At 72.2% G+C, this 20,358-nt stretch carries 18 protein-coding genes; 6 read left to right on the forward strand and 12 right to left on the reverse strand.

Features of this window, described 5'->3' with window-relative positions; translation table 11 throughout:
* Positions 1-90: 90 nt before the first annotated feature.
* On the forward strand, positions 91-945 hold the full coding sequence (gene truA, locus IF19_RS0114400) for a tRNA pseudouridine(38-40) synthase TruA (protein WP_030112804.1): 855 nt from the start codon (positions 91-93) through the stop codon (positions 943-945).
* A 123-nt stretch (positions 946-1,068) separates the two neighbouring features.
* On the opposite strand, the gene IF19_RS0114405 is transcribed toward truA, so the two are convergent.
* Positions 1,069-1,920 carry a hypothetical protein gene (locus IF19_RS0114405; RefSeq protein WP_030112803.1) on the reverse strand — a complete coding sequence of 284 codons (852 nt, stop codon included), beginning with the start codon at positions 1,918-1,920 and terminating at the stop codon, positions 1,069-1,071.
* Positions 1,921-1,987: 67 nt separating this feature from the next.
* On the opposite strand from IF19_RS0114405, the gene IF19_RS0114410 reads away from it, so the two are divergent.
* From IF19_RS0114410 to glmM, 4 genes are all read left to right on the forward strand, one after another.
* Complete coding sequence (locus IF19_RS0114410) at positions 1,988-3,607, forward strand: ABC-F family ATP-binding cassette domain-containing protein (RefSeq protein WP_030112802.1); 1,620 nt, start codon at positions 1,988-1,990, stop codon at positions 3,605-3,607.
* Positions 3,608-4,243: 636 nt separating this feature from the next.
* Positions 4,244-4,687: a 50S ribosomal protein L13 gene (gene rplM / locus IF19_RS0114415; protein WP_003966932.1), complete on the forward strand. Its 444-nt coding sequence runs from the start codon at positions 4,244-4,246 to the stop codon at positions 4,685-4,687.
* Positions 4,688-4,731: 44 nt separating this feature from the next.
* Positions 4,732-5,259 carry a 30S ribosomal protein S9 gene (gene rpsI / locus IF19_RS0114420; protein WP_030112801.1) on the forward strand — a complete coding sequence of 176 codons (528 nt, stop codon included), beginning with the start codon at positions 4,732-4,734 and terminating at the stop codon, positions 5,257-5,259.
* A gap of 324 nt (positions 5,260-5,583) precedes the next feature.
* Positions 5,584-6,942: a phosphoglucosamine mutase gene (gene glmM / locus IF19_RS0114425; RefSeq protein WP_030112800.1), complete on the forward strand. Its 1,359-nt coding sequence runs from the start codon at positions 5,584-5,586 to the stop codon at positions 6,940-6,942.
* Positions 6,943-7,045: 103 nt separating this feature from the next.
* Here glmM and IF19_RS0114430 read toward each other — a convergent pair whose 3' ends face one another.
* From IF19_RS0114430 to IF19_RS0114460, 7 genes are all read right to left on the reverse strand, one after another.
* On the reverse strand, positions 7,046-8,011 hold the full coding sequence (locus tag IF19_RS0114430; protein ID WP_030112799.1) for a DUF389 domain-containing protein: 966 nt from the start codon (positions 8,009-8,011) through the stop codon (positions 7,046-7,048).
* 27 nt (positions 8,012-8,038) lie between these two features.
* Positions 8,039-9,034: a type I pantothenate kinase gene (coaA, locus tag IF19_RS0114435; protein ID WP_030112798.1), complete on the reverse strand. Its 996-nt coding sequence runs from the start codon at positions 9,032-9,034 to the stop codon at positions 8,039-8,041.
* Between the two features lie 173 nt (positions 9,035-9,207).
* Complete coding sequence (locus IF19_RS0114440; RefSeq protein WP_030276821.1) at positions 9,208-10,203, reverse strand: CU044_5270 family protein; 996 nt, start codon at positions 10,201-10,203, stop codon at positions 9,208-9,210.
* Entirely contained in the window at positions 10,191-10,856 is a 666-nt protein-coding gene (locus tag IF19_RS0114445) for an RNA polymerase sigma factor (RefSeq protein WP_030112796.1), read from the reverse strand. The genes IF19_RS0114440 and IF19_RS0114445 overlap by 13 nt, the downstream gene beginning before the upstream one ends.
* A gap of 156 nt (positions 10,857-11,012) precedes the next feature.
* Positions 11,013-12,704: a M16 family metallopeptidase gene (locus IF19_RS0114450; protein WP_078580510.1), complete on the reverse strand. Its 1,692-nt coding sequence runs from the start codon at positions 12,702-12,704 to the stop codon at positions 11,013-11,015.
* A gap of 6 nt (positions 12,705-12,710) precedes the next feature.
* Positions 12,711-13,661, reverse strand: a complete 951-nt coding sequence (locus tag IF19_RS0114455; protein WP_063751387.1) for a hypothetical protein — start codon at positions 13,659-13,661, stop codon at positions 12,711-12,713.
* A gap of 324 nt (positions 13,662-13,985) precedes the next feature.
* The gene (locus IF19_RS0114460; RefSeq protein WP_030112792.1) at positions 13,986-14,240 is read right to left on the reverse strand and encodes a hypothetical protein; all 255 of its coding nucleotides are present in this window, start codon (positions 14,238-14,240) and stop codon (positions 13,986-13,988) included.
* Positions 14,241-14,559: 319 nt separating this feature from the next.
* Between IF19_RS0114460 and fxsT the strand changes: the two genes are divergently transcribed.
* Positions 14,560-17,256, forward strand: coding sequence for an FxSxx-COOH system tetratricopeptide repeat protein (fxsT, locus tag IF19_RS0114465; RefSeq protein ID WP_050498999.1), 2,697 nt, complete (start codon positions 14,560-14,562; stop codon positions 17,254-17,256).
* A gap of 90 nt (positions 17,257-17,346) precedes the next feature.
* Here fxsT and IF19_RS0114470 read toward each other — a convergent pair whose 3' ends face one another.
* The 4 genes from IF19_RS0114470 to IF19_RS0114485 all read right to left on the reverse strand — a co-directional run bounded on the left by IF19_RS0114470 (position 17,347) and on the right by IF19_RS0114485 (position 20,326).
* The gene (locus IF19_RS0114470) at positions 17,347-18,762 is read right to left on the reverse strand and encodes a cell wall assembly regulator (protein WP_030112790.1); all 1,416 of its coding nucleotides are present in this window, start codon (positions 18,760-18,762) and stop codon (positions 17,347-17,349) included.
* A gap of 132 nt (positions 18,763-18,894) precedes the next feature.
* Positions 18,895-19,293, reverse strand: coding sequence for a VOC family protein (locus IF19_RS0114475; protein ID WP_030192645.1), 399 nt, complete (start codon positions 19,291-19,293; stop codon positions 18,895-18,897).
* Between the two features lie 2 nt (positions 19,294-19,295).
* Positions 19,296-19,487, reverse strand: coding sequence for a DUF397 domain-containing protein (locus tag IF19_RS0114480; RefSeq protein WP_030112787.1), 192 nt, complete (start codon positions 19,485-19,487; stop codon positions 19,296-19,298).
* A complete protein-coding gene (locus IF19_RS0114485; RefSeq protein ID WP_030112786.1) occupies positions 19,484-20,326 on the reverse strand; it encodes a helix-turn-helix domain-containing protein in 843 nt (280 codons plus the stop codon). Before IF19_RS0114485 ends, IF19_RS0114480 begins: the two co-directional genes overlap by 4 nt.
* Between the last annotated feature and the right edge of the window lie 32 nt (positions 20,327-20,358).

Below are 20,358 nucleotides of genomic sequence, written 5' to 3' on the forward strand. Positions count from 1 at the left end.
GCGTTCTAGGGACCACGGGACGGGCCCGCATCACCCTTCGGGGCGGTGCGGGCCCGTTTCGCTTGACCAGGGTGAGCGGAGGGAGACGCGGTGAGTGACGAGGCCGAGCCCGGTTTCGTACGGGTACGACTGGACCTGTCCTACGACGGCAAGGACTTCTCCGGCTGGGCGAAGCAGACCAGCCGGCGCACGGTGCAGGGGGAGATCGAGGACGCGCTGCGGACCGTGACCCGCTCGGCGGTGACGTACGACCTGACGGTGGCGGGCCGTACGGACGCCGGGGTGCACGCACGCGGGCAGGTGGCGCACGTGGACCTGCCGGAGGCGGTCTGGGCGGAGCACGAGGAGAAGCTGCTGCGGCGGCTGTCGGGCCGGTTGCCGCAGGACGTACGGATCTGGCGCGCGGCCCCCGCACCCGCCGGGTTCAACGCCCGCTTCTCCGCGCTGTGGCGGCGCTACGCCTACCGGGTGGGCGACCGGCCCGGCGGGGTGGATCCACTGACGCGCGGTCATGTGCTGTGGCACGACCGGCCGTTGGACGTGGACGCGATGAACGAGGCGGCCGCGCCGATGGTGGGGGAGCACGACTTCGCCGCGTACTGCAAGAAGCGCGAGGGCGCGACGACCATCCGGACGCTCCAGAAGCTGAGTTGGGTACGGGACGCGGAGTCCGGGGTGCTCACCGCGACCGTGCAGGCGGACGCCTTCTGCCACAACATGGTGCGGGCGCTGATCGGGGCCGCGCTCTTCGTCGGCGACGGGCGGCGGCCGGCCTCCTGGCCCGCCGAGGTGCTGGCGGCGAAGGTGCGCGACCCCGGGGTGCACGTGGTGCGGCCGCACGGGCTGACGCTGGAGGAAGTGGCCTACCCGGCCGATGAGTTGCTGGCGGCGCGGGCCGTGGAGGCGCGCAACGTACGGACGCTGCCGGGGGCGGGCTGCTGCTGACGGTCGCCCCGAGGCGGGCGGCGGGGTCGCGGCGCTCGGGGGTTCGGCGGGCTGCCGGCCAGCCGTTGGGGTCGGGCGGGCGGCCGGGTCGCGGCGCTCCTCTGGGGGTGGCGGGGCCGCCGGTCAGCCGTTGGGGGCGGCCGCGGCCTGGGACGCCTGGGTCCGGCCCCGCTGGTGGATCTGGCGGAACGTGAAGTTCGTCAGGTCCTTGTTGACGGCGTAGACGGCGTTGTCGGCGGTGGTGACCCGCTTGCCGTTCTCGAAGCCGCCGATGGTGAAGTAGGCGTAGCGCCCGTAGGAGTTGGAGGTGCGCAGGCAGACCGTGCCGCCGCGGCAGAAGGCGCCGACGCCCTCGCCGCTGAGCGAGGCGAGGCCGCCCGACGCCTGGTCGACGGCCTTCTTCGCGCGGGCCTCGGTGGCGAAGACGGCGACGCCGACCGTCATGGCCACCCCGTCCTTGCGGTAGGTGGCGCGGAGCAGCTGGGTGCAGCCGTTGTTCGTGAGGACCGTGCCGAGCGCGCCCTGCGTGCCCGTGGCGCACTTCGCGGAGCTGCTGGTGGCGCCCTTGAGGTAGAGGCGGTCGCCCATGGCGAGCCGCTTGCCGGGGTAGAACCCGTCGACGGTGACCGGCGCCTTGTCCTTCTCGGCGCTGGATATGTACTCCTTGGGGTCCGGCGGGGGCGGCGGGGCGACCGAGGAGAAGGACGGCGCGGGCGCGGAGGTCTCCTCGGGGAGTTCCGCGGGGGCGGGCAACTGGCTCGCGCTCTTGTCGGCCTTGTTCCTGCCGTTGTCGTTCGACGTGACCACGGCGGTCGTCACGATCGCGCCGATCGCCACGGTGGCCAGCACGCCGCCGCCGATCATCAGGAGTCTCTTCCGGCGGGCCCGCGCCGCGGACTGGTCCGCCAGCGCCGCCCAGTCCGGAGTCCCGCCGTCCCCGGGCCCCCAGGAGGCCCCCCCTTGCCCAAAGCTCATGCGCGCAGTTTAGGGGGAGACGTAAACCGGTTGGGTCATCCGTTCGCGGACCGTGACAATGCTCTGTATGGGACATCTCGAAGCGGGCCACCTGGAGTACTACCTTCCGGACGGGCGGGTGCTGCTCGGCGACGCCTCGTTCCGGGTGGCCGACGGAGCCGTCGTCGCGCTCGTCGGAGCGAACGGGGCGGGCAAGACGACCCTGCTGCGGCTCCTGTCCGGTGAGCTCCAGCCGCACGGCGGAACGGTGTCGGTGAGCGGCGGCCTCGGCGTGATGCCGCAGTTCGTGGGTTCGGTGCGGGACGAGCGGACCGTGCGGGACCTGCTGGTCTCGGTCGCGCAGCCGCGCATCCGGGAGGCGGCGAAGGCGGTCGACGCGGCGGAGGAGAGGATCCTCACCGTCGACGACGAGGCGGCGCAGATGGCGTACGCGCAGGCGCTGAGCGACTGGGCGGAGGCGCGCGGGTACGAGGCCGAGACCGTGTGGGACATGTGCACCATGGCCGCGCTGGGCGTCCCGTACGAGAAGGCGCAGTGGCGCGAGGTGCGCACGCTCAGCGGCGGCGAGCAGAAGCGGCTGGTGCTGGAGGCGCTGCTGCGCGGGCCCGACGAGGTCCTGCTGCTGGACGAGCCGGACAACTACCTGGACGTCCCCGGCAAGCGGTGGCTGGAGGAGAAGCTGAAGGAGACCCGTAAGACGGTCCTCTTCGTCTCCCACGACCGGGAGCTGCTGTCCCGGGCCGCCGAGAAGATCGTGAGCGTCGAGCCGAGCCCGGCGGGCAGTGACGTCTGGGTGCACGGCGGGAGCTTCGAGACGTACCACGACGCGCGCAAGGAGCGGTTCGCCCGCTTCGAGGAGCTGCTGCGGCGGTGGCAGGAGGAGCACGCCCGGCTGAAGGCGCTCGTCCTGCGGATGCGGCAGCAGGCGGCGAACAGCCCGGACATGGCCAACCGCTACCACGCGATGCAGACCCGCTTCAAGAAGTTCGAGGAAGCCGGGCCGCCGCCGGAGCCGCCGCGCGAGCAGGACATCAAGATGCGGCTGCGCGGCGGGCGGACCGGGGTGCGGGCGGTGACCTGCAAGGGCCTGGAGCTGACCGGGCTGATGAAGCCGTTCGACCTGGAGATCTTCTACGGGGAGCGGGTCGCGGTCCTCGGCTCCAACGGGTCCGGCAAGTCGCACTTCCTGCGGTTGCTGGCGGGGGAGCCGGTGGCGCACACGGGGGAGTGGAAGCTCGGGGCGCGGGTCGTGCCCGGGCACTTCGCCCAGACGCACGCGCACCCGGAGCTGCTGGGGAAGACCCTGGTGGAGATCCTCTGGACCGAGCACGCCAAGGACCGGGGCGGGGCGATGGGGGTGCTGCGGCGGTACGAGCTGGAGCGGCAGGGGGACCAGGCGTTCGAGCGGTTGTCCGGCGGGCAGCAGGCGCGGTTCCAGATCCTGCTGCTGGAGCTGGCGGGGACGACCGCGCTGCTGTTGGACGAGCCGACGGACAACCTGGACCTGGAGTCGGCGGAGGCGCTGCAGGACGGGCTTGAGGTGTACGACGGCACGGTGATGGCGGTCACGCACGACCGGTGGTTCGCGAAGTCCTTCGACCGGTATCTGGTCTTCGGGTCGGACGGGGTGGTCCGGGAGACGACGGAGCCGGTGTGGGACGAGCGGAGGGTGGATCGCGTGCGGTGACCTCGGGCGGTCGGCGGTCGGCGGTCGGCGGGGGCGGGGTGCGGTGGGGTGCGTGTGCCGTGCGGCGCCGTTGCGGGGGCGCTGCCCCCGGGCCCCCGCGCCTCAAACGCCGGCGGGGCTGGAAAGGATCGCCTCAAGCGCCGGCGGGGCTGTGGTGGTGCGGCGGGGCTGGAAAGGCCGCCTCAAGAGCGCCGACGGGCTGGGACGGTGCGGCGAGACCGGGATGGCGAGGCCGGGCCGGGATGGTGCGGCGGGGCTGGAAGGGACCGCCTCAAGCGTGCGCGCGGTCGGGGTGGCGTGGTGGAGTCGGGAGAGGCCGCCTCAGGCATCGGCCGGGCCGGGATGGCGCGGCGGGGCCGGAATGGTGCGGCGAGGCCGGGCCGGGATGGCGCGGCCGGCCTGCCGCCCCCCCCAGGGGCGTTTTGACCCTCGTGGGGGGTGGCCGGTAGTCTTCTGGTTTGTTATGCGTATTGGCTGCGCTGTCATGGCGCGAAGAGCCGGTGCGTAGGTTCTCTGGAGCAGTTACCAGTGGCTCGCATACGGGCGTCGTTCCCGGCACTGTGAGCCCCAGCTGCATGATCGCTTCAGGGGTGCCATGCGTCTGGACCTCATCCACTAAGAAGCGAAGGCTACGAAGTGCGTACGTACAGCCCCAAGCCCGGCGATGTCACTCGCCAGTGGCACATCATCGACGCGCAGGACATCGTCCTGGGCCGTCTGGCCACCACGGCGGCGAACCTCCTCCGCGGCAAGCACAAGGCGATCTACGCCCCCCACATGGACATGGGCGACTTCGTCATCATCATCAACGCCGACAAGGTGCACCTGTCCGGCAACAAGAAGACCCAGAAGATGGCGTACCGCCACTCGGGCTTCCCGGGCGGTCTCCGTTCGGTGCGCTACGACGAGCTGCTCGCGAAGAACCCCGAGAAGGCCGTCGAGAAGGCCATCAAGGGCATGATCCCCAAGAACACCCTGGGCCGTCAGATGCTCTCGAAGCTCAAGGTCTACGCGGGCGACCAGCACCCGCACGCTGCGCAGCAGCCGGTCCCGTTCGAGATCACCCAGGTCGCGCAGTAGTTCCGGCCACCCCCTAAGACGTACAGAAAGATCTGAGGAGAATCGTGGCCGAGACCACTGTTGAGACCCCCGTCGAGGGCACCGAGGGCGAGGAGAACTTCGCCGAGGTGACCACCTTCGAGTCGGAGGTTCCCGTCGAGGGTGAGTACACCTCCGAGTCGCTCGCGGGCCGCTTCGGCGACCCGCAGCCCGCGGCCGGCCTGGGTCGTCGCAAGAACGCCATCGCCCGCGTCCGGATCGTTCCGGGCACCGGCAAGTGGAAGATCAACGGTCGCACCCTTGAGGACTACTTCCCCAACAAGGTGCACCAGCAGGAAGTCAACGAGCCCTTCAAGGTGCTCGAGCTCGACGGCCGCTACGACGTCATCGCCCGCATCTCGGGTGGCGGCGTCTCCGGTCAGGCCGGCGCCCTGCGCCTCGGCGTGGCCCGCGCGCTGAACGAGGCCGACGTGGACAACAACCGCGCCACGCTGAAGAAGGCCGGCTTCCTCTCCCGCGACGACCGTGCGGTCGAGCGCAAGAAGGCCGGTCTCAAGAAGGCCCGCAAGGCCCCGCAGTACAGCAAGCGCTAAATATCGCCTGCTCGACTGTCACGTACGCCCCGGCGGCACACACCGTGCTGCCGGGGCGTTCGTTTATCGACGCTCGCAGGCGTATAACGGCATGAGACGTTCATCTGACCGGCAGGTTGCGTGGTTCGGGCGGCGCCCGGCGGCACCGGACCGGACGCGCGGCTGTGGTCCGGTGGGCCGTACCGTCGTGCATCTCGGGGACGGTCGCGCCATGCCGCCCGGCGTGCCTTTTTGCAGGTTTTCGTCGGATTTCGTTGTTTGGATGCTCAGCGTGCGTGCTGTGCAGTAGTGGTTTGTGGTTTCGGAGCACTTCGGAGGACACCAGTGGGACGACTCTTCGGTACGGACGGGGTACGGGGTGTCGCCAACGCCGATCTGACGGCCGAGCTCGCGCTCGGTCTCTCGGTCGCGGCGGCGCACGTACTCGCCGAGGCGGGCACCTTCGCGGGCCATCGCCCGACGGCCGTGGTCGGACGTGATCCGCGGGCATCCGGAGAGTTCCTGGAGGCCGCCGTCGTGGCGGGCCTGGCCAGCGCCGGGGTGGACGTGCTGCGGGTGGGCGTGCTGCCGACGCCCGCCGTCGCGTACCTCACCGGGGCGCTCGGCGCGGACATCGGCGTGATGCTCTCCGCCAGCCACAACGCGATGCCCGACAACGGCGTCAAGTTCTTCGCGCGCGGCGGCCACAAGCTCGCCGACGAGCTGGAGGACCGGATCGAGACGGTCTACGAGCAGCACCGCACCGGTGCGCCGTGGGACCGCCCGACCGGCGCCGGCGTCGGCCGGGTCACCGACTACGCGGAGGGCTTCGACCGGTACGTCGCCCACCTCATCGGCGTCCTGCCCAACCGGCTCGACGGCCTCAAGGTCGTCCTGGACGAGGCGCACGGCGCCGCCGCCCGGGTCTCGCCCGAGGCGTTCGCACGGGCCGGCGCCGAGGTCGTCACCATCGGCGCGGACCCGGACGGCCTGAACATCAACGACGGCTGCGGCTCCACCCACCTGGACCTGCTGCGCGCCGCCGTCGTCGAGCACCGCGCCGACCTGGGCATCGCGCACGACGGCGACGCCGACCGCTGCCTCGCCGTGGACGCGGCGGGCGAGGAGGTCGACGGCGACCAGATCCTCGCCGTCCTGGCCCTCGCGATGCGGGACGCCGGCCAGCTCCGCAAGCAGACCGTCGTCGGCACGGTGATGTCGAACCTCGGCTTCAAGCTGGCGATGGAGCGCGAGGGCATCGAGCTGGTCCAGACGGCGGTCGGCGACCGGTACGTCCTGGAGTCGATGAAGGCCGAGGGCTTCGCGCTCGGCGGCGAGCAGTCCGGGCACGTCATCGTCCTGGACCACGCCACGACCGGCGACGGCACGCTGACCGGCCTGATGCTGGCGGCCCGCGTCGCCGCCACCGGCCGGAGCCTCGCCGAACTGGCCGGGGTCATGGAGCGCCTGCCGCAGGTCCTCATCAACGTCCCCGACGTCGACAAGACCCGGGTGAACACCTCCGCCGAGCTGGCGTCGGCCGTCGCCCAGGCGGAGCGGGAGCTGGGCGAGACCGGGCGCGTTCTGCTGCGCCAGTCCGGTACGGAGCCGCTGGTACGCGTCATGGTGGAGGCCGCCGACATCGAGCAGGCCCGCGCCGTCGCCGGCCGGCTGGCCGACGTCGTGAAGTCCGCACTGGGCTGACCCGCCCGGACGCCGCCGGCGGCTGACCGGCCTGGACACCGCCGGCGGCTGCTCCGTCCCGGACGCCGCCGGCGTCTGCCCCGTCCCGGGCACTGCCGGCGGCTCAGCCGCCCACGGAGGCCCCCGGCGTGCTCGCCGGGGGCCTCCGCGTACGCCGGACCTTCCACAGGCCCTTCTGGAGCAGCAGCGTCAGCGTGCCCGCGAGGATGATGCCGCCGAGGTTGGCCAGGAGCTGCTGGCCGGAGCCGACGGTCTGCTGGTAGTCCGAGTAGCTGAACGCGACGGCCGCGTTGGCGGCGGCCGGGACCGTCGTCACCGAGATCGCCACCCCGATCAGCGCCCCGGACTTCGCGGAGGTCAGCGAGAGCGTCCCGGCGATGCCCGCCAGGAACGCCACCACGAACGACATCCAGTCCGGGTGCCAGATGAACCCGGTGTTCGGCCGGGCCTTGTCGATCATGTCGTGGCTGAACAGGCCGAACGCGTCCATCAGCCAGGCGAACCCGGCCGTGGCGATCATCGCCAGCGCGAACCCGCCGATGAGCGCCCACAGCGACCGCGCCACCAGCCTCGGCGCGCGCTGCACCACGGCCGTGGAGATCCCGGCCAGCGGCCCGAACTCCGGGCCGACCGCCATCGCGCCCACGATGAGGACCGCGTTGTCGAGCATCACACCGCAGGCGGCGAGCATGGTGGCGAGGGCGAGGAAGGAGACGTAGGTGACGGAGAACGTCGACTCCTCGTGCGTCGCCTCCGTCAGCTCCTCCCACAGCACCGCGTCGGCGCTGTCGCCCGGGGCCTCCTCCTCCGCCCGGTCGGCGTGGTCGGAGAGCGTCAGCTCCATGTTCTCCATGGTGATCGACCCGGACTTCTCCAGGCCGAGGCCGCGCAGATCACGGATCAGCTCGTCGCCCGCCTCCCGCGCCACGTCGCACATCACCACGTCCCCGGCGGGGGAGCGGGCGGCGCCCGGCAGGACCACCAGGTGGGCGGTGCCGACGGTGGACTCCAGGACGGAGACCACCGCGTCGGTGGTGTCGGCGGGCACGATCAGACGCAGGTGCAGCACGCGGTCGGCCCTCCCGGGGCGGGTCGGTCAGAGCTTGCGCAGGGACAGCTTGCGGACCTTGTGGTCCGCCCCCTTGCGGAGCACCAGGGTGGCACGGCCGCGCGTCGGCGCCACGTTCTCCAGCAGATTCGGCTTGTTGATGGTCCGCCACATGGTGCGCGCGTAGTCCAGCGCCTCCTCCTCGGAGACCTGGGTGTACTTGCGGAAGTACGAGGACGGGTCCTGGAACGCGGTGGCGCGCAGCTTGCGGAAGCGGTTCAGGTACCAGGTCTCGATGTCCTCGGCGCGGGCGTCCACGTACACGCTGAAGTCGAAGTAGTCGGCCAGCCCGACGCGGGTGCGGCCGTCGCTGCCGGGCAGGGCGGGCTGGAGGACGTTGAGGCCCTCGACGATGAGGATGTCGGGGCGGCGCACGGTGAGCCGCTCGCCGGGGACGATGTCGTAGATCAGGTGCGAGTAGACCGGCGCGGTCACCTCGTCCTTGCCCGCCTTGATGTCCGCGACGAAACGGGTCAGGGCGCGCCGGTCGTACGACTCCGGGAACCCTTTGCGCGAGGTCAGCCCGCGCGCCTGGAGCTCCTTCATCGGCAGCAGGAACCCGTCCGTGGTCACCAGCTCCACCCGCGGGTGCTCCGGCCAGCGCGCCAGCAGCGCCTGGAGGATACGGGCGGTGGTGGACTTCCCGACGGCGACGCTGCCCGCGACCCCTATGACGAAGGGGGTGCCGCGCTGTGCCCCGTGCCCGTTCCCGGCGTCCCCGAGGAAGGTGTTCAGCGCGCCGCGCAGCCCGGAGGTGGCCTGGACGTACAGGTTGAGCAGCCGGGAGAGCGGCAGATAGACGTCCCGCACCTCGTCGAGGTCGATGACGTCCCCGAGCCCGCGCAGCCGCTCCACCTCGTCGGCGGTCAGCGGCAGCGGCGTCTTGTCCCGCAGCGCGCTCCACTCCTCGCGCGAGAGATCGACGTACGGGGTCGGCGCGTGCTCGGTGCGGCGCTGGGGGCTCCGTGCGGGCGATGTGATCACCCTTCATTGTTACGGGAGTTTTAACGCGGCGGGGGGTGGGGTCGGTCACGTGGGTGGCGGGGCGAGGGGGCGCGGCGCGGAGCTTTCGGGACGGGGCGGGGTGGCCCCGGGGCCGGTGTCCGCTCCCCTGTGGCGGGCACCGGGTCTGGGGCCGGGTTCGAGGGGGCGGGGGGTCAGGGTTTCTGGCCCTTGGCGTCGACCACGGCCGCCCTGGTGCGGGCGACGTTCATCAGGATGTCGCCGCGCTTGAGGACCTGGGGCGTCAGTTCTTCGGGTCCGGGGGCCTCGTGGGTGCGGGTGACGACGTCGCGCTCGCCCGCGTAGCCGTAGTCCACCGGGTCGATGAGGATCTCGCGCCGGGTGTTCCGGTCGTACGCGCGGGTCACCGCGATGACCTGGCGGCCGGAGGCGTCCCGGATCAGGTGGTCGGTCACCCCGACGCCCTCGACCGTCGCCATCGCCCGGTAGATCCGGGCCATCGCGGCGGGCGGGAGCGGGTAGGACTGGAGCAGGACGTACAGGGCCCGGAAGCTGTGCTCGGCCTCGTCCTCGCGTTCGCCGTACTCGCCGTCGCCGGAGGGGAAGACCTCCCGCAGCTTCGCGAGGAGCGCCCGCGGGTCCTCCGGCAGGGCGGCGGCGATCCGGTACGACTCGCGGGCGGTCCGGTAGTCGGTGTCGGACGCGTCGTTCTCCGCCGCCTTGTCGTCGTACGGGACCCAGGAGTCGGGGCTGTATCCCCCCATGTCCATCTGCTCCCGGACCTCGGCGGGCACCTCCGCCCAGCCCTCCTCCTGCTCGGGGTTCTCCTCCCGGAGGTAGATCCACTGGTCCGTCCGGGGCTCCGGCGGGGCCTCCTGCCGGTCCAGGAAGTCGGCGGCCCGCCCCAGCGCGGCGGCCGGGCTGGTCAGGTCGAGGTCGCCCGTCACGGTCGCCGGGGCCGAGGGCCGGGGCGCGGGGGCGTCGAGGACCTGGGTGAAGAGCAGCGCCCCCGCCGTGACCGCCGCGACCGCGCCGAGCGAGGCGATCCGCCAGTCGGTCCGCAGCCGGTACGAGCGGCGGCCCCCGCCCCCGATGGCGTCGGTCAGCCGCTTGCGGCCGGGGGCGAGGGCGGCGCGGTCGGGTACGGGGGCGTCGGCGCGCAGTCCCCGCAGCTCGGTCATTTCGTCCATGACGGGTTCAGCTCCTTTCCGGCGGCGGAGGCGGTGGAGGCGGGCGATGCGGACGGCTCCGCGGTGAACGCGGGGTCGGTGCTCAGGGACGCCCGGACCTTGCGGCGGGCCCGGTTCAGCCGGGACCGGACCGTGCCCAGCGGTATCCGCAGCGCCTCGGCGACCTCCTGGTAGCCGAGGTCCGCCCACGCCACGAGCAGCAGGACGTGCCGGTCGCCCGGGGACAGCGCTGCCAGCGCGCCGGCCAGCGGGGCCTGCACGGCGAGCCGGTCGTCCGAGCGGTCGCTCCAGGAGGCGGCGACGGGGTCGTGGCCGGTCCGGGCCAGCGCCTTGAGCGCGCGGACCTCGGTACGGCGATGCTTGCCGATCAGGTTGGCGGCGATGCCGTACAGCCAGGGCCGGGCCAGCCGGTGGGCCGTGTCGTAGCGGTCGCGGGTGCGGAACGCGATGAGGAAAGTCTCCGCCGTGATGTCGTCCGCCGCGCCCTCCCCGAGGCGGCGGGCGGCGTAGCGGTGGATGTCCGGGGCGTGCCGGTCGTACAGCCCGGCGAACAGTTCGGGCTCGTCGAGGGACTGCGCGATGACGTCGGCGTCGTCCCCGCCGTCGCCCGCGCCGTGTTCCGCGTCGGGGCGGGCCGGAGGTGGTCCGGTCACTGCGCCTCCAGGGTGCGTCGGTCGTGTGGCTGTCACCCCTGTTGTCCGCAGCGGCCGGAAAGGTTCACGGCCGGCCTCGGGAGGGGGGAAGGGCAGGCGGGCGAGCTGACGGGCGGGCGGGCTCCCGCGTGGAGCCCGCCCGCCGCCTCCGGCAGGTCAGCCGCGTCCCGGGCGCAGCGAGCGCAGCGCCCCCAGCGCCCGGCCCTTCAGCCCGCCGCGCCGTGCGGCCGGCTGCGGGATCTCGTCCGGGTCGCGCTCCGGCATCGGGACGACGGCGGCGGCCGGGACCGCCGCGTCGATGACCGCCATCCGGGCCGGGGTGAGCTTGGCGTACAGCGTCGGCTCCACCTCCACCACGAACGCGTCGAAGCCGATGAGGTGCCGGGCTCCGTCCGGGAAGACCCGCATCGCCGCGCAGGCGTCGTACCGTACGGTGATCTGCCCGCCCGGCGTGACCAGGGTGACCGCCTCCGGTCCGACGGCCAGGCTCACGGCGTCGCTCGCCCGGGACCGGTGCACGGTGCCCGCCGGGTCGGTGACCGGGGCCGACCACTGCGGCGCGGCGGTGAAGCCCGCCCAGTCCACGGACCGCCCCGGCACCTGGATCAGCGCGGAGTCGTACAGTTCGCCGGCCACCTCGCGCAGGTCCTCGACGGTGACGGCGTCCAGCTCCGCCCGGTGCTCGTCCGGGGTGAGGTTCGGGTGCCCGGTGAGCAGGTTCAGCGCGTACGAGGGCAGAGCGGCCGCGCCGGTGTCCGGGCCCTCGTACTGCTTGAGCGTCTTCGCCCGTGCCGAGTCGAGTTCGGCCTGGTCGATGGTCCCGGCCCGCAGCCGCGCCAGTACGTCGATGAACCCGCCGACCACCGCGTCCTGCTTCTGCGGGAGCGCGTCGGCGAAGGCGGTGAGGGTCGCGTGGTCCCGGTCGCGCGGCTGGTAGCCGCAGTCGGCGGTGTAGGAGTAACCGCCCTTCTGCCGCAGGTCCGTGAAGAGCGCCCGGCTCAGCACCTCCGCGAAGAGCACGGCCGCCGTGCTGCGCCGCACGATGCCGTCCAGGACCACCCCGCCGCTGCCGCCCGTGAGGTAGGCGGGGGTGACGGGCAGGGCCGACGTCGGTTCGGGCAGCGGCTGCCGCCGCCCGGCGGGCAGGGTCAGGTCCAGGCCCTCGGGCACGGTGCCGGAGGCGATCCACAGGACCGCGTTGTCCCGGGTGAACCAGGTCGCGGCCCAGGCGCGCACCGCGTCGGCCGTCAGATGCAGCGTGCCGTACTCCGGGTAGCTGGCCAGGCCGTAGCCCCGTGCGCCGTAACGCCACAGCGGGAGCTGGTGGTTGGGGCCCCGGCCGCGGCCCGCCTGCTCGGTGCGCAGGATCTCCCGTTCGGTGGCGAGGCGTTCGACCGGCAGGTCGCGCAGGGAGGCGCAGACCCCGTTGAGGTAGGCGACGACCTCCTCGGCGGTGCCGGAGACCACGAAGTGGGTGTGGGTGGCGGCGGTGGACCCGTTGTAGTGCAGGTCGGACACGCCGTGCCGGTGCAGCGCCAGGTGCTCCACGAGGTGGGTGAGGCCGGCGGTGGCCAGCGTCTCGTCCGCGGCCCCGACCCGGAAGAACAGCCCGGCGACGACCGGGCCGCCGCCGGACGTGGGCGCGAGCAGGGTCGGGATGCCGTCGACCTCGGTGGTGACCGGGCCGTCGATGGTCGCGGGTCCGTCGGTGGTGGCGGAGCCGTCGGTGGGGCCCGTGCCCTCCGGTGCGGCGGTGTGTGCGGTCTCGGCGGGGCCCTCGACGGAGGCCGGGCTCCCCGTGTCGGCCGGCCCGCCGGTGAGGGCGGGGCCCTCGATCTGCTGGGTCATCGTCGTTCAGCCCTTCGCCAGTGCGCGTCTGCGGTGCTTGAGGAACTGCACTTCCCGGTCGCCCCAGTAGCCCCAGGGCAGTTCGGTCGCCTTGTCGCCGAGCGTGCGGAAGTACGGGGCGGCCTCCCGGTAGTGGCCGCCGAGGCTCAGCGCGCCCGCGAAGTCGTTGTGGTCGCCCACCCAGTGGAAGCCCGGCCGGTAGTCCGGGTGCCGTACGGAACGGTCGGCCGCGGCCAGGATCTCGTCGCGCACCTCCGCCGAGCGCAGGTAGTCGCCGGGCCGGTCGTCGCTGTCGGCCAGCCAGCGTTCCAGGTGCGCCTGCGCCACCAGGCGGCCCGCGTGGCTTCCGGCGGGCGCCGCGTCCAGACACCCCCGGGCGAACCCGAACGTCTCCTCCCAGCGGCCGCCCCACTTCGGGCACAGCTGCTGGAGCAGCAGGATCTGCGCCTGGATGTGGTGCGGGTGGTGCTCGGCCAGCCGGTCGTACCGCCGCCGCGCCTCGCTCGCCCCGAGCTCCAGGCCCCGGGCGGTCGTCAGCCGGTACGACCAGGCCAGGGCGTACGAGGGTTCGTCGGCGCACACGCCGATCAGCAACTGCTCGGCCCGCCGCAGCCAGCCGTGGAACTGCTGGAACTGCTCACGCGACACGTGTTCCGCCGTGTACGCGCTGCGGATGTCCCAGCCGACGTCGATGTAGCGGGCGGCAAGCAGGGTACGGGCCAGCGGCGACCCGTGGGCGGCGACCTCGCGCTCCAGGAAGCGTTCGGAGGAGCTGAGGTCGGCGACGAGCTCCGCCGCCACCGCCCGCTCGTCCTCGTCGTCGCCCAGGAAGTCGAAGTACGCCTCCACGGTGTCCCAGTCGTTCCCGCGTACGGCGGTGCGGAGGTCCACGAGGGAGGGGATCTGGCGGCAGAGGTCGAACTCCGCGCGGATCAGGTCGGGTTCGGTCGGAGACACGTCGGTCCTCGGATGCTGGCTGCGGACGCGACCGGTGGGGGGCCGGGCGCGGGGAGCGCGCGGCGTGTCGGCGAACGGGCAGGTGACGGCAGGGAAACGGCGGGGCGAGCGGAGGAGGGGAGACGCCGAGAAGGGCGTCCGGTGTGATGATCGGAACGGGAGGCTAGCACCCTGCGCGCGGTGCACGCAGGGGAGTTTCGGGGTCTGCCCGACATCGGTGTCGGATCGTGCCCTGAGTCCGCGTCGTCCCTGGTGGGCGGCGTGCGGGCCGTTGGCTACGGGACCGGTCGGCGCCGTCCCGGGGCGGTGCCGACCGGGGCGGCGTCACGGCTGCTTGAGATGGGCCAGCACGGTGAGGCTGAGGCCGCTGATGGTGGCGAAACACAGACCGCCTGCGCCGAGCGCGGCGAGGGCGTCGGCCTCCAGGTGCCGTACGACGAGGTAGCCGGTGAAGAACGCGATGACGCCCGTCATGAGGCACACCGCGACTTTCAGGTGCGTGATCTTCGCGTTCGCCCGGTCCAGCTTCTCGGACAGGGCGCGGTTGTCCGCCTGGAGCTGCGTGAGGGAAGTGGCCATGGTGGGAAGCGTCCTTACTGGTCCCGGGAGCCGCCCGGGAGGCAGGAGGCTCCGACTGCGCCGTGCAGCCAGGACCGATGGAACAGGCAGCCGGACCAGGGGGGCATCAGTGATCGGCAGCGGAACGGCCTCGGAATCAATCCGAGGCGCGCCCACTCCGCGTACAGCGCGTACACGCAGGTGAGAGCGCCATCAAGCGCAGCCGACGCGGGAGGTTTCGAGCCCGTTCCAAGCCGGTTCGGGGTTCGGCGGGACGGTGTGGCGGGCGGCGGGTCATGCTGTTCCCTCCGGATCTCTTGCTGCGGAGGGTCAGAGCGGTATGGCGGGCGAGTGGTGGAGCGATCTTCGTGAGGCGGGGGACTGGTCGCAGTACGGGAAGGTGCTGTGTGAGTTCCGCGTGCGGTACACGTACCCCACGCTGCAACTCCGGGAGCGGGCTGACGAAGTCCTCGACCACACGCCCGAGTTGAAGCGGGTGCTGGGCGCGGCGCCTTCGGGGACGACGTTCTGCAACCACTCCAGCTCCAACCGGGGCACTGCGCCGGACTGGCGCTACGTCGAGTTGCTGCTGAGGATCGCCACCCGCAAGCACGCCCTGCTGACGAAGGCCCCTGATCAGGGTGATGCCCTGGTGGGCTGGTGGGCACAGCAGCACCAGCGGCTCGGCGGATCGACCGGCACCTTCCGTGTCACCGCGTCGCCGGACGTACCGCAGGAGCTGATCGAAGCGTTCGGCGGCCCGGCCGCCGGGACGACTCCGCCCACCGAAACGGTTGACGGTCCGGGGCCGGTCGCCGAGCCCGCCGTGCCACGCCCCCGACCGGCCGCTCCCCCTCCGCCGTCGCCGGCAGTCGCCCCGGTCCTGATCGGTTCCCTGCCCACGCGGGCCTCGGCCTTTCAGGACCGCACCGGGGTGCGGGACAAGGTCGACCGGGCATGCGAGGGACGTGCCACGACGGCCATGACCCAGGTCTTCTCCGGGGGCGGCGGAGTGGGCAAGTCCCAACTGGCCGCCTCCTACGCCCACCAGGCACTCGCGGCGGGCACCGAGGTGGTGGTGTGGGTCGATGCCGCCGAGTCCGACCAGATCACCACCCTGTACGCCCAGGCGGCCCGGCGCCTTGAGGTCGCCGGCACCGGGAGCGAGAACGCCGAGAGCGACGCGCGGGCGTTCATGGACTGGCTCTCCACGACCACCCGTTCCTGGCTGGTGGTCCTGGACGACCTCACCGATCTCGACGCCGCCGACGCCTGGTGGCCACCTCCCGCACTCACCGGCAACGGTCGGGTCCTGGCCACCACCCGCCGCCGCGAAGCCCTGCTTTCCGGCGCGGGCAGGACGGTGATCCCCGTCGACACCTACACCCCTGACGAAGCCGCCGCCTACCTCCATGAGCGCCTCACCGCCGAAGGCATCACCGACCCGCCCGAGGACCATGCCGCGCTGGCCACCGCACTGGGCCACCTGCCACTGGCCCTCTCTCATGCCGCCGCCTACATGATCAACGAAGGCGTGAGCAGTTCCGAGTACCTCGACCTCTTCACCGACAGCACCAGACGCCTGGTCGACGTGATGCCTCGGGGCGCCGACACCGAGCGATACGGCCGCGAGGTGGCCGCCGCCCTGCTCCTCTCCCTGGACGCGGCGCAGAAGAGCGACCCTGTCGGGCTGGCCACACCCGCGCTACGCCTTGCCGCAGTCCTGGACCCCGCAGGTCACCCCCGGACCCTCTGGGCCAGTGCGTCCCTCGATGCTCATATGCGTGCCCAGCGTGGCGAGCAGGCGGATTCCGGCCCGGCCCCCACGGGTGCGGCCCGGTCCGCGCTCCGTCTGCTGCACCGCTACGGCCTGCTCACCGACGACGCCCGCAACGGCGCCCGTGCCGTGCAGATCCACGCCCTCACCGCTCGCGCCGCCCTGGAGATCACGCCCCCCACCGAACTGCCCGCGATCGTGGACGCCGCCGCCAACGCCCTGGTGGAGATCTGGCCGGAGGCCGACCACACGGACCGCGAGTTGCACGCTGTCCTCCGGGCCAACACCGACGTCCTGCACACGCACGCAGGGGATCTCCTGTGGCAGGCCGATGGATACAGGGTCCTGGACCGAGCCGGACAGAATGTCCTCAACGCCGGCCTGCACACCGCCGCAACCATCTACTGGCAACGTCTGGCAGCCGACAGTGAGCGGTTGCTGGGTTCCGATGATCCCGACACCGTGAGTGTCCGGGCGAATCTGGCCGCCTCGTATGGGCAGGCGGGGCGGGTGCAGGAGGCCATCGGTATCGAGGAGCAGGTGGTGACCGACAGTGAGCGGTTGCTGGGTTCCGATGATCCCGACACCGTGAGTGCCCGGGCGAATTTGGCCGCCTCGTATTGGCAGGTGGGGCGGGTGCAGGAGGCCATCGGTATCGAGGAGCAGGTAGTGGCCGACAGAGAGCGGCTGCTGGGTTCCGAGCATCCCGACACGGTGAGTGCTCGGGCGAATCTGGCTGTCTCGTATGGGCAGGTGGGGCGGGTGGAGGAGGCGATCGTTATCGGGGAGCAGGTGGTGGCCGACCGTGAGCGGCTGCTGGGTTCCGACCATCCGGACACTTTGCGTGCCCGGGCGAATGTGGCCATGTCGTATGGGCGGGCGGGGTGGGTGGAGGAGGCGATCGTTATCGGGGAGCAGGTGGTGGCAGACGGTGAGCGGCTGCTGGGTTCCGAGCATCCGGACACCGTGAATGCCCGGGCGATTCTGGCTGCCTTGTTGTGGCGGGCGGGGCGGGTGCAGGAGGCGATTGGTATCGAGGAGCGGGTGGTGGCCGATAGTGAGCGGCTGTTGGGTTCTGAGCATCCGGACACGGTGCGTGCCTGGGTGAATCTGGCTGTCTCGTATGGGCAGGTGGGGCGGGTGGAGGAGGCGATCGTTATCGGGGAGCGGGTGGTGGCCGATAGTGAGCGGTTGCTCGGCCCCGACCACCCCGACACCGTGCTTGCCCGGGAGAACTTGGCCGCCATGAGAGGTGAATGACCCAGCGCAGCGAAGTCGGGCGTCGGTGAACTCATGACCAGGCACGGTCGGGCGAGGTGAGACCGCACCACCCCACCACGCCCACCCGCCCTACCCAAGAGCCCCCAGGTCCCCCTCCACGACCGTCTGGATGATCTGCGGCCGGTCCCACAGCGCCAGGATCTCGTTGGCGATGGCCACGATGGGCAACGGGTCCTGGTCGCCGTACGCCGTGATGGACGCGGCCGACAGGCTGCGGGGGACCGCGTCCGCGTCGAGGAGGACGCGCCAGTCCTGCGGGCCGAGTTCGAGGTACTCCAGGCCGGTGAGCGCGGCGATCTCCAGGGGGTCGGCGAGCGTGCCCGCGTACGCCAGGAGGGTGCGCAGGCGGGGCAGCCCGGTGACCGGGGCGAGGCCGAACGGTGCGCCGTCCCACACCCCGATCGAGAGGACTTCCAGGTCGGGGTGGGCGGCTTCCCGGACGCTCTGGATGCTCGCGTGGTTGACGCGGGCCACGAGCGGTGGCCCCTCGTTGTGGCCTGGTTGCCCGTGTCGTTCCCGGTCCAGGACCCAGTCCGTGAGCGAGTCCGCCAGCAGGTCGGCGCCGACGCTCTCCTCGTGGCCGATCAGGATGATCTGGCCCGTGTGTCCGCGCGGGCCGGGCGTCAGGTCCACCGCCAGTCGGTCCCCTCCGCCGTTCTCCGCGAAGACGATCCACCCGGGTGATCCGACGACGCCCTGCACCGCCGCGTCGGGCCGGGTGTGGACTGCCTCCATGGCCGCGTGGGCCCAGTAGCAGTGACGGGTCGACGCCTCGGCGAGGTACAGCTCGTCCACGGAGGAGAGTTCGCAGCGCACTGCGGCGAAGACGGTGTTCGCCGCCTCGTAGTCGTCGTCCCAGTCCTCCCAGCGTCCCCGGGTCACCCGGTAGAGCGCCTTGAGTTCCTCGGGCAGGCGGACGCCCAGGCGCGCTTCGGCGGCCGCGATCTCCTCCTCCGTCGCGCCGATGGCGTCGGGCAGCCGCTCCCGCAGCGTCCGCTCCACCGTCTCCGGGTCCGCCGAGGAGGCCGGCCCCGCCGCGTACGTCGCATCGGGGAGGCGGCGCCAGGGCTCGGGAAGAGCCCCCTCGACCAGGACGAGCGCACCGGGATGGGCGGTCCCGATCCCGGGTTCCACCGCCGGGCTGGGGCCGAGCAGACGCAGTACGGCCGCCCCGGCCGGGTCGATCTCCGCCGAGAACGAGACGTCGTCGACACCGGCCTCCGCCAGCGCGCTCTGCACCCGCTCCACCGCGTCCAGCTCGTCCTGCATGTCCTCGGCCTGGGAGGCCTGACCGCGCGGTGGCACCCGGCGCGGGAGGGCCAGACTCCAGCCGCCCCGCCCGATGCTGCCCGACACCCGTACGGGCTCGTCACCGGGTTCGGAAGAACCGGCCCTGCCCGCCTCGGCGGCCCGCAGGAGCCTCAGCACGGGTTGCCAGGTCGCGAAGTCGGCCATCGAGTGCCCGGGGAGTCTCTGAGAAGCCACGCCCAGACCGTACGCGGGGTGGCGCGGGCGGGGGAGTGCGGGGCCGGGCCGTACGCGGGGTGGCGCGGATGAGGGAGTGCGGGGCCGGTGAGGCGGGTGCGGGCCGGGCCGTGGTGGGCCCGGCCCCGCTGCTCACGCGTCCTGCGGGTACCAGCGCAGCTCGACCGTGTTGCCGTCCGGGTCGAGTACGTAGACCGAGGTCGCCGAACCCCGGGCCCCGAAGCGGGGCACCGGCCCCTCCTTCACGGTGAACACCCCGGCGTCGATGACCTCCTGCCAGTCGAGCGGCTCGACCACGAGGCAGATGTGGTCCACGTTCGACTCGCCGCGCGGGCGGTCCAGCAGGTCGATGATCGTCGTCGGGCTGACCCGGACCGAGGGGAACGGCACCTTGCCCGCCCGCCACTCCTCCACCCGGACCGGCTCCAGGCCCAGCGGCCCGCAGTAGAACGCGAGGGCCTTCTCGACGTCCCCGACGTTGAGGACGAGGTGGTCGAAGTCCTTGACGCGAACAGTCGGCGGCAGGGACACGATCAGACCTCCGACGCGTACGTGACGAAGTCGGCCCAGGCGGCGGGGGTGAATCCGAGGTGGGGTCCGCCGGTGGGGAGTTGCTTGGAGTCGCGGACGTGGACGGTGGTGGGGGCGGCGGCGACCTCCACGCAGGACGGGCCGTCGTTGGTGCTGTAGCTGCTCTTGATCCAGGTCAGCTCGGGGGTGCTCATGTCTCTCCCAGCAGTTTCTCGATGAATTCCCGCGACAGCCGGGGCGTGAGGGCCTGCGACCGGATGAGGTTGTAGCGCATCTCCAGGATCTGCACCTGCCTCGGATCGCTGATCAGCCCGCTGATGAGCTGGACCTCGTTGAGCCCGACGGTCTTTCCATCATTGAGCTTAAGGATGCGGTGCGAGCCCCCCAGCCCCGCGTGCTCCTCCGCCTCCATCGGCATGACCTGGATCTCCACATGCCGCAACTGGCTCAGCTCCAGCAGACGTTCGAGCTGACGACGCAGCACCATTCTGCCCCCGGTGCGCCGCCGGAGCGTCGCCTCTTCCTGGACGAAGGTCAGCAGGGGAGCGGGGCGGCGGTCGAAGACCACCTGCCGGGCCATGCGAGCGGCCACCAAGCGCTCGATGTCGTCCTCGGCGTACGAGGGACGCCGCTCGCGATACAGCGCGCGGGCGTACTCCTCGGTCTGGAGCAGCCCGTCGATCACGCCGTTGGCGTACGAACCGATCTCGACCGCCTCCGCCTCCAGCTTGGCCAGGTCGCGGACCTTTCTCGGGTACCGCGCCTCCTCCACGTCCTTCTTCATCGCCGCGACCTTGCCGGCCGCCCCGACCGCCGTGTCCGTGCGGTCCAGGAAGTCCGGCTGCGGGATGCGCCGCCCGCCCTCCACCTTGAAGACCATGTTCTCGCTGTAGCCGATGAGCGAGCCCAATTCCGCCGCCCGTAGCCCGGCCGCCTCGCGCCACAGCTTGATCTGCCGGCCCACGGCAGCGATGACCGCGCCGGAGTCGTCCTCCAGGCCGAACTCCTGGTCCTCTTCCGTTCCGTCGATCATCTGGCGTCCTCGCCCCCATTCCGTGCGCCCGC

It is taken from the genome of Streptomyces californicus (genome assembly GCF_000717645.1).
Taxonomy (GTDB): domain Bacteria; phylum Actinomycetota; class Actinomycetes; order Streptomycetales; family Streptomycetaceae; genus Streptomyces; species Streptomyces californicus.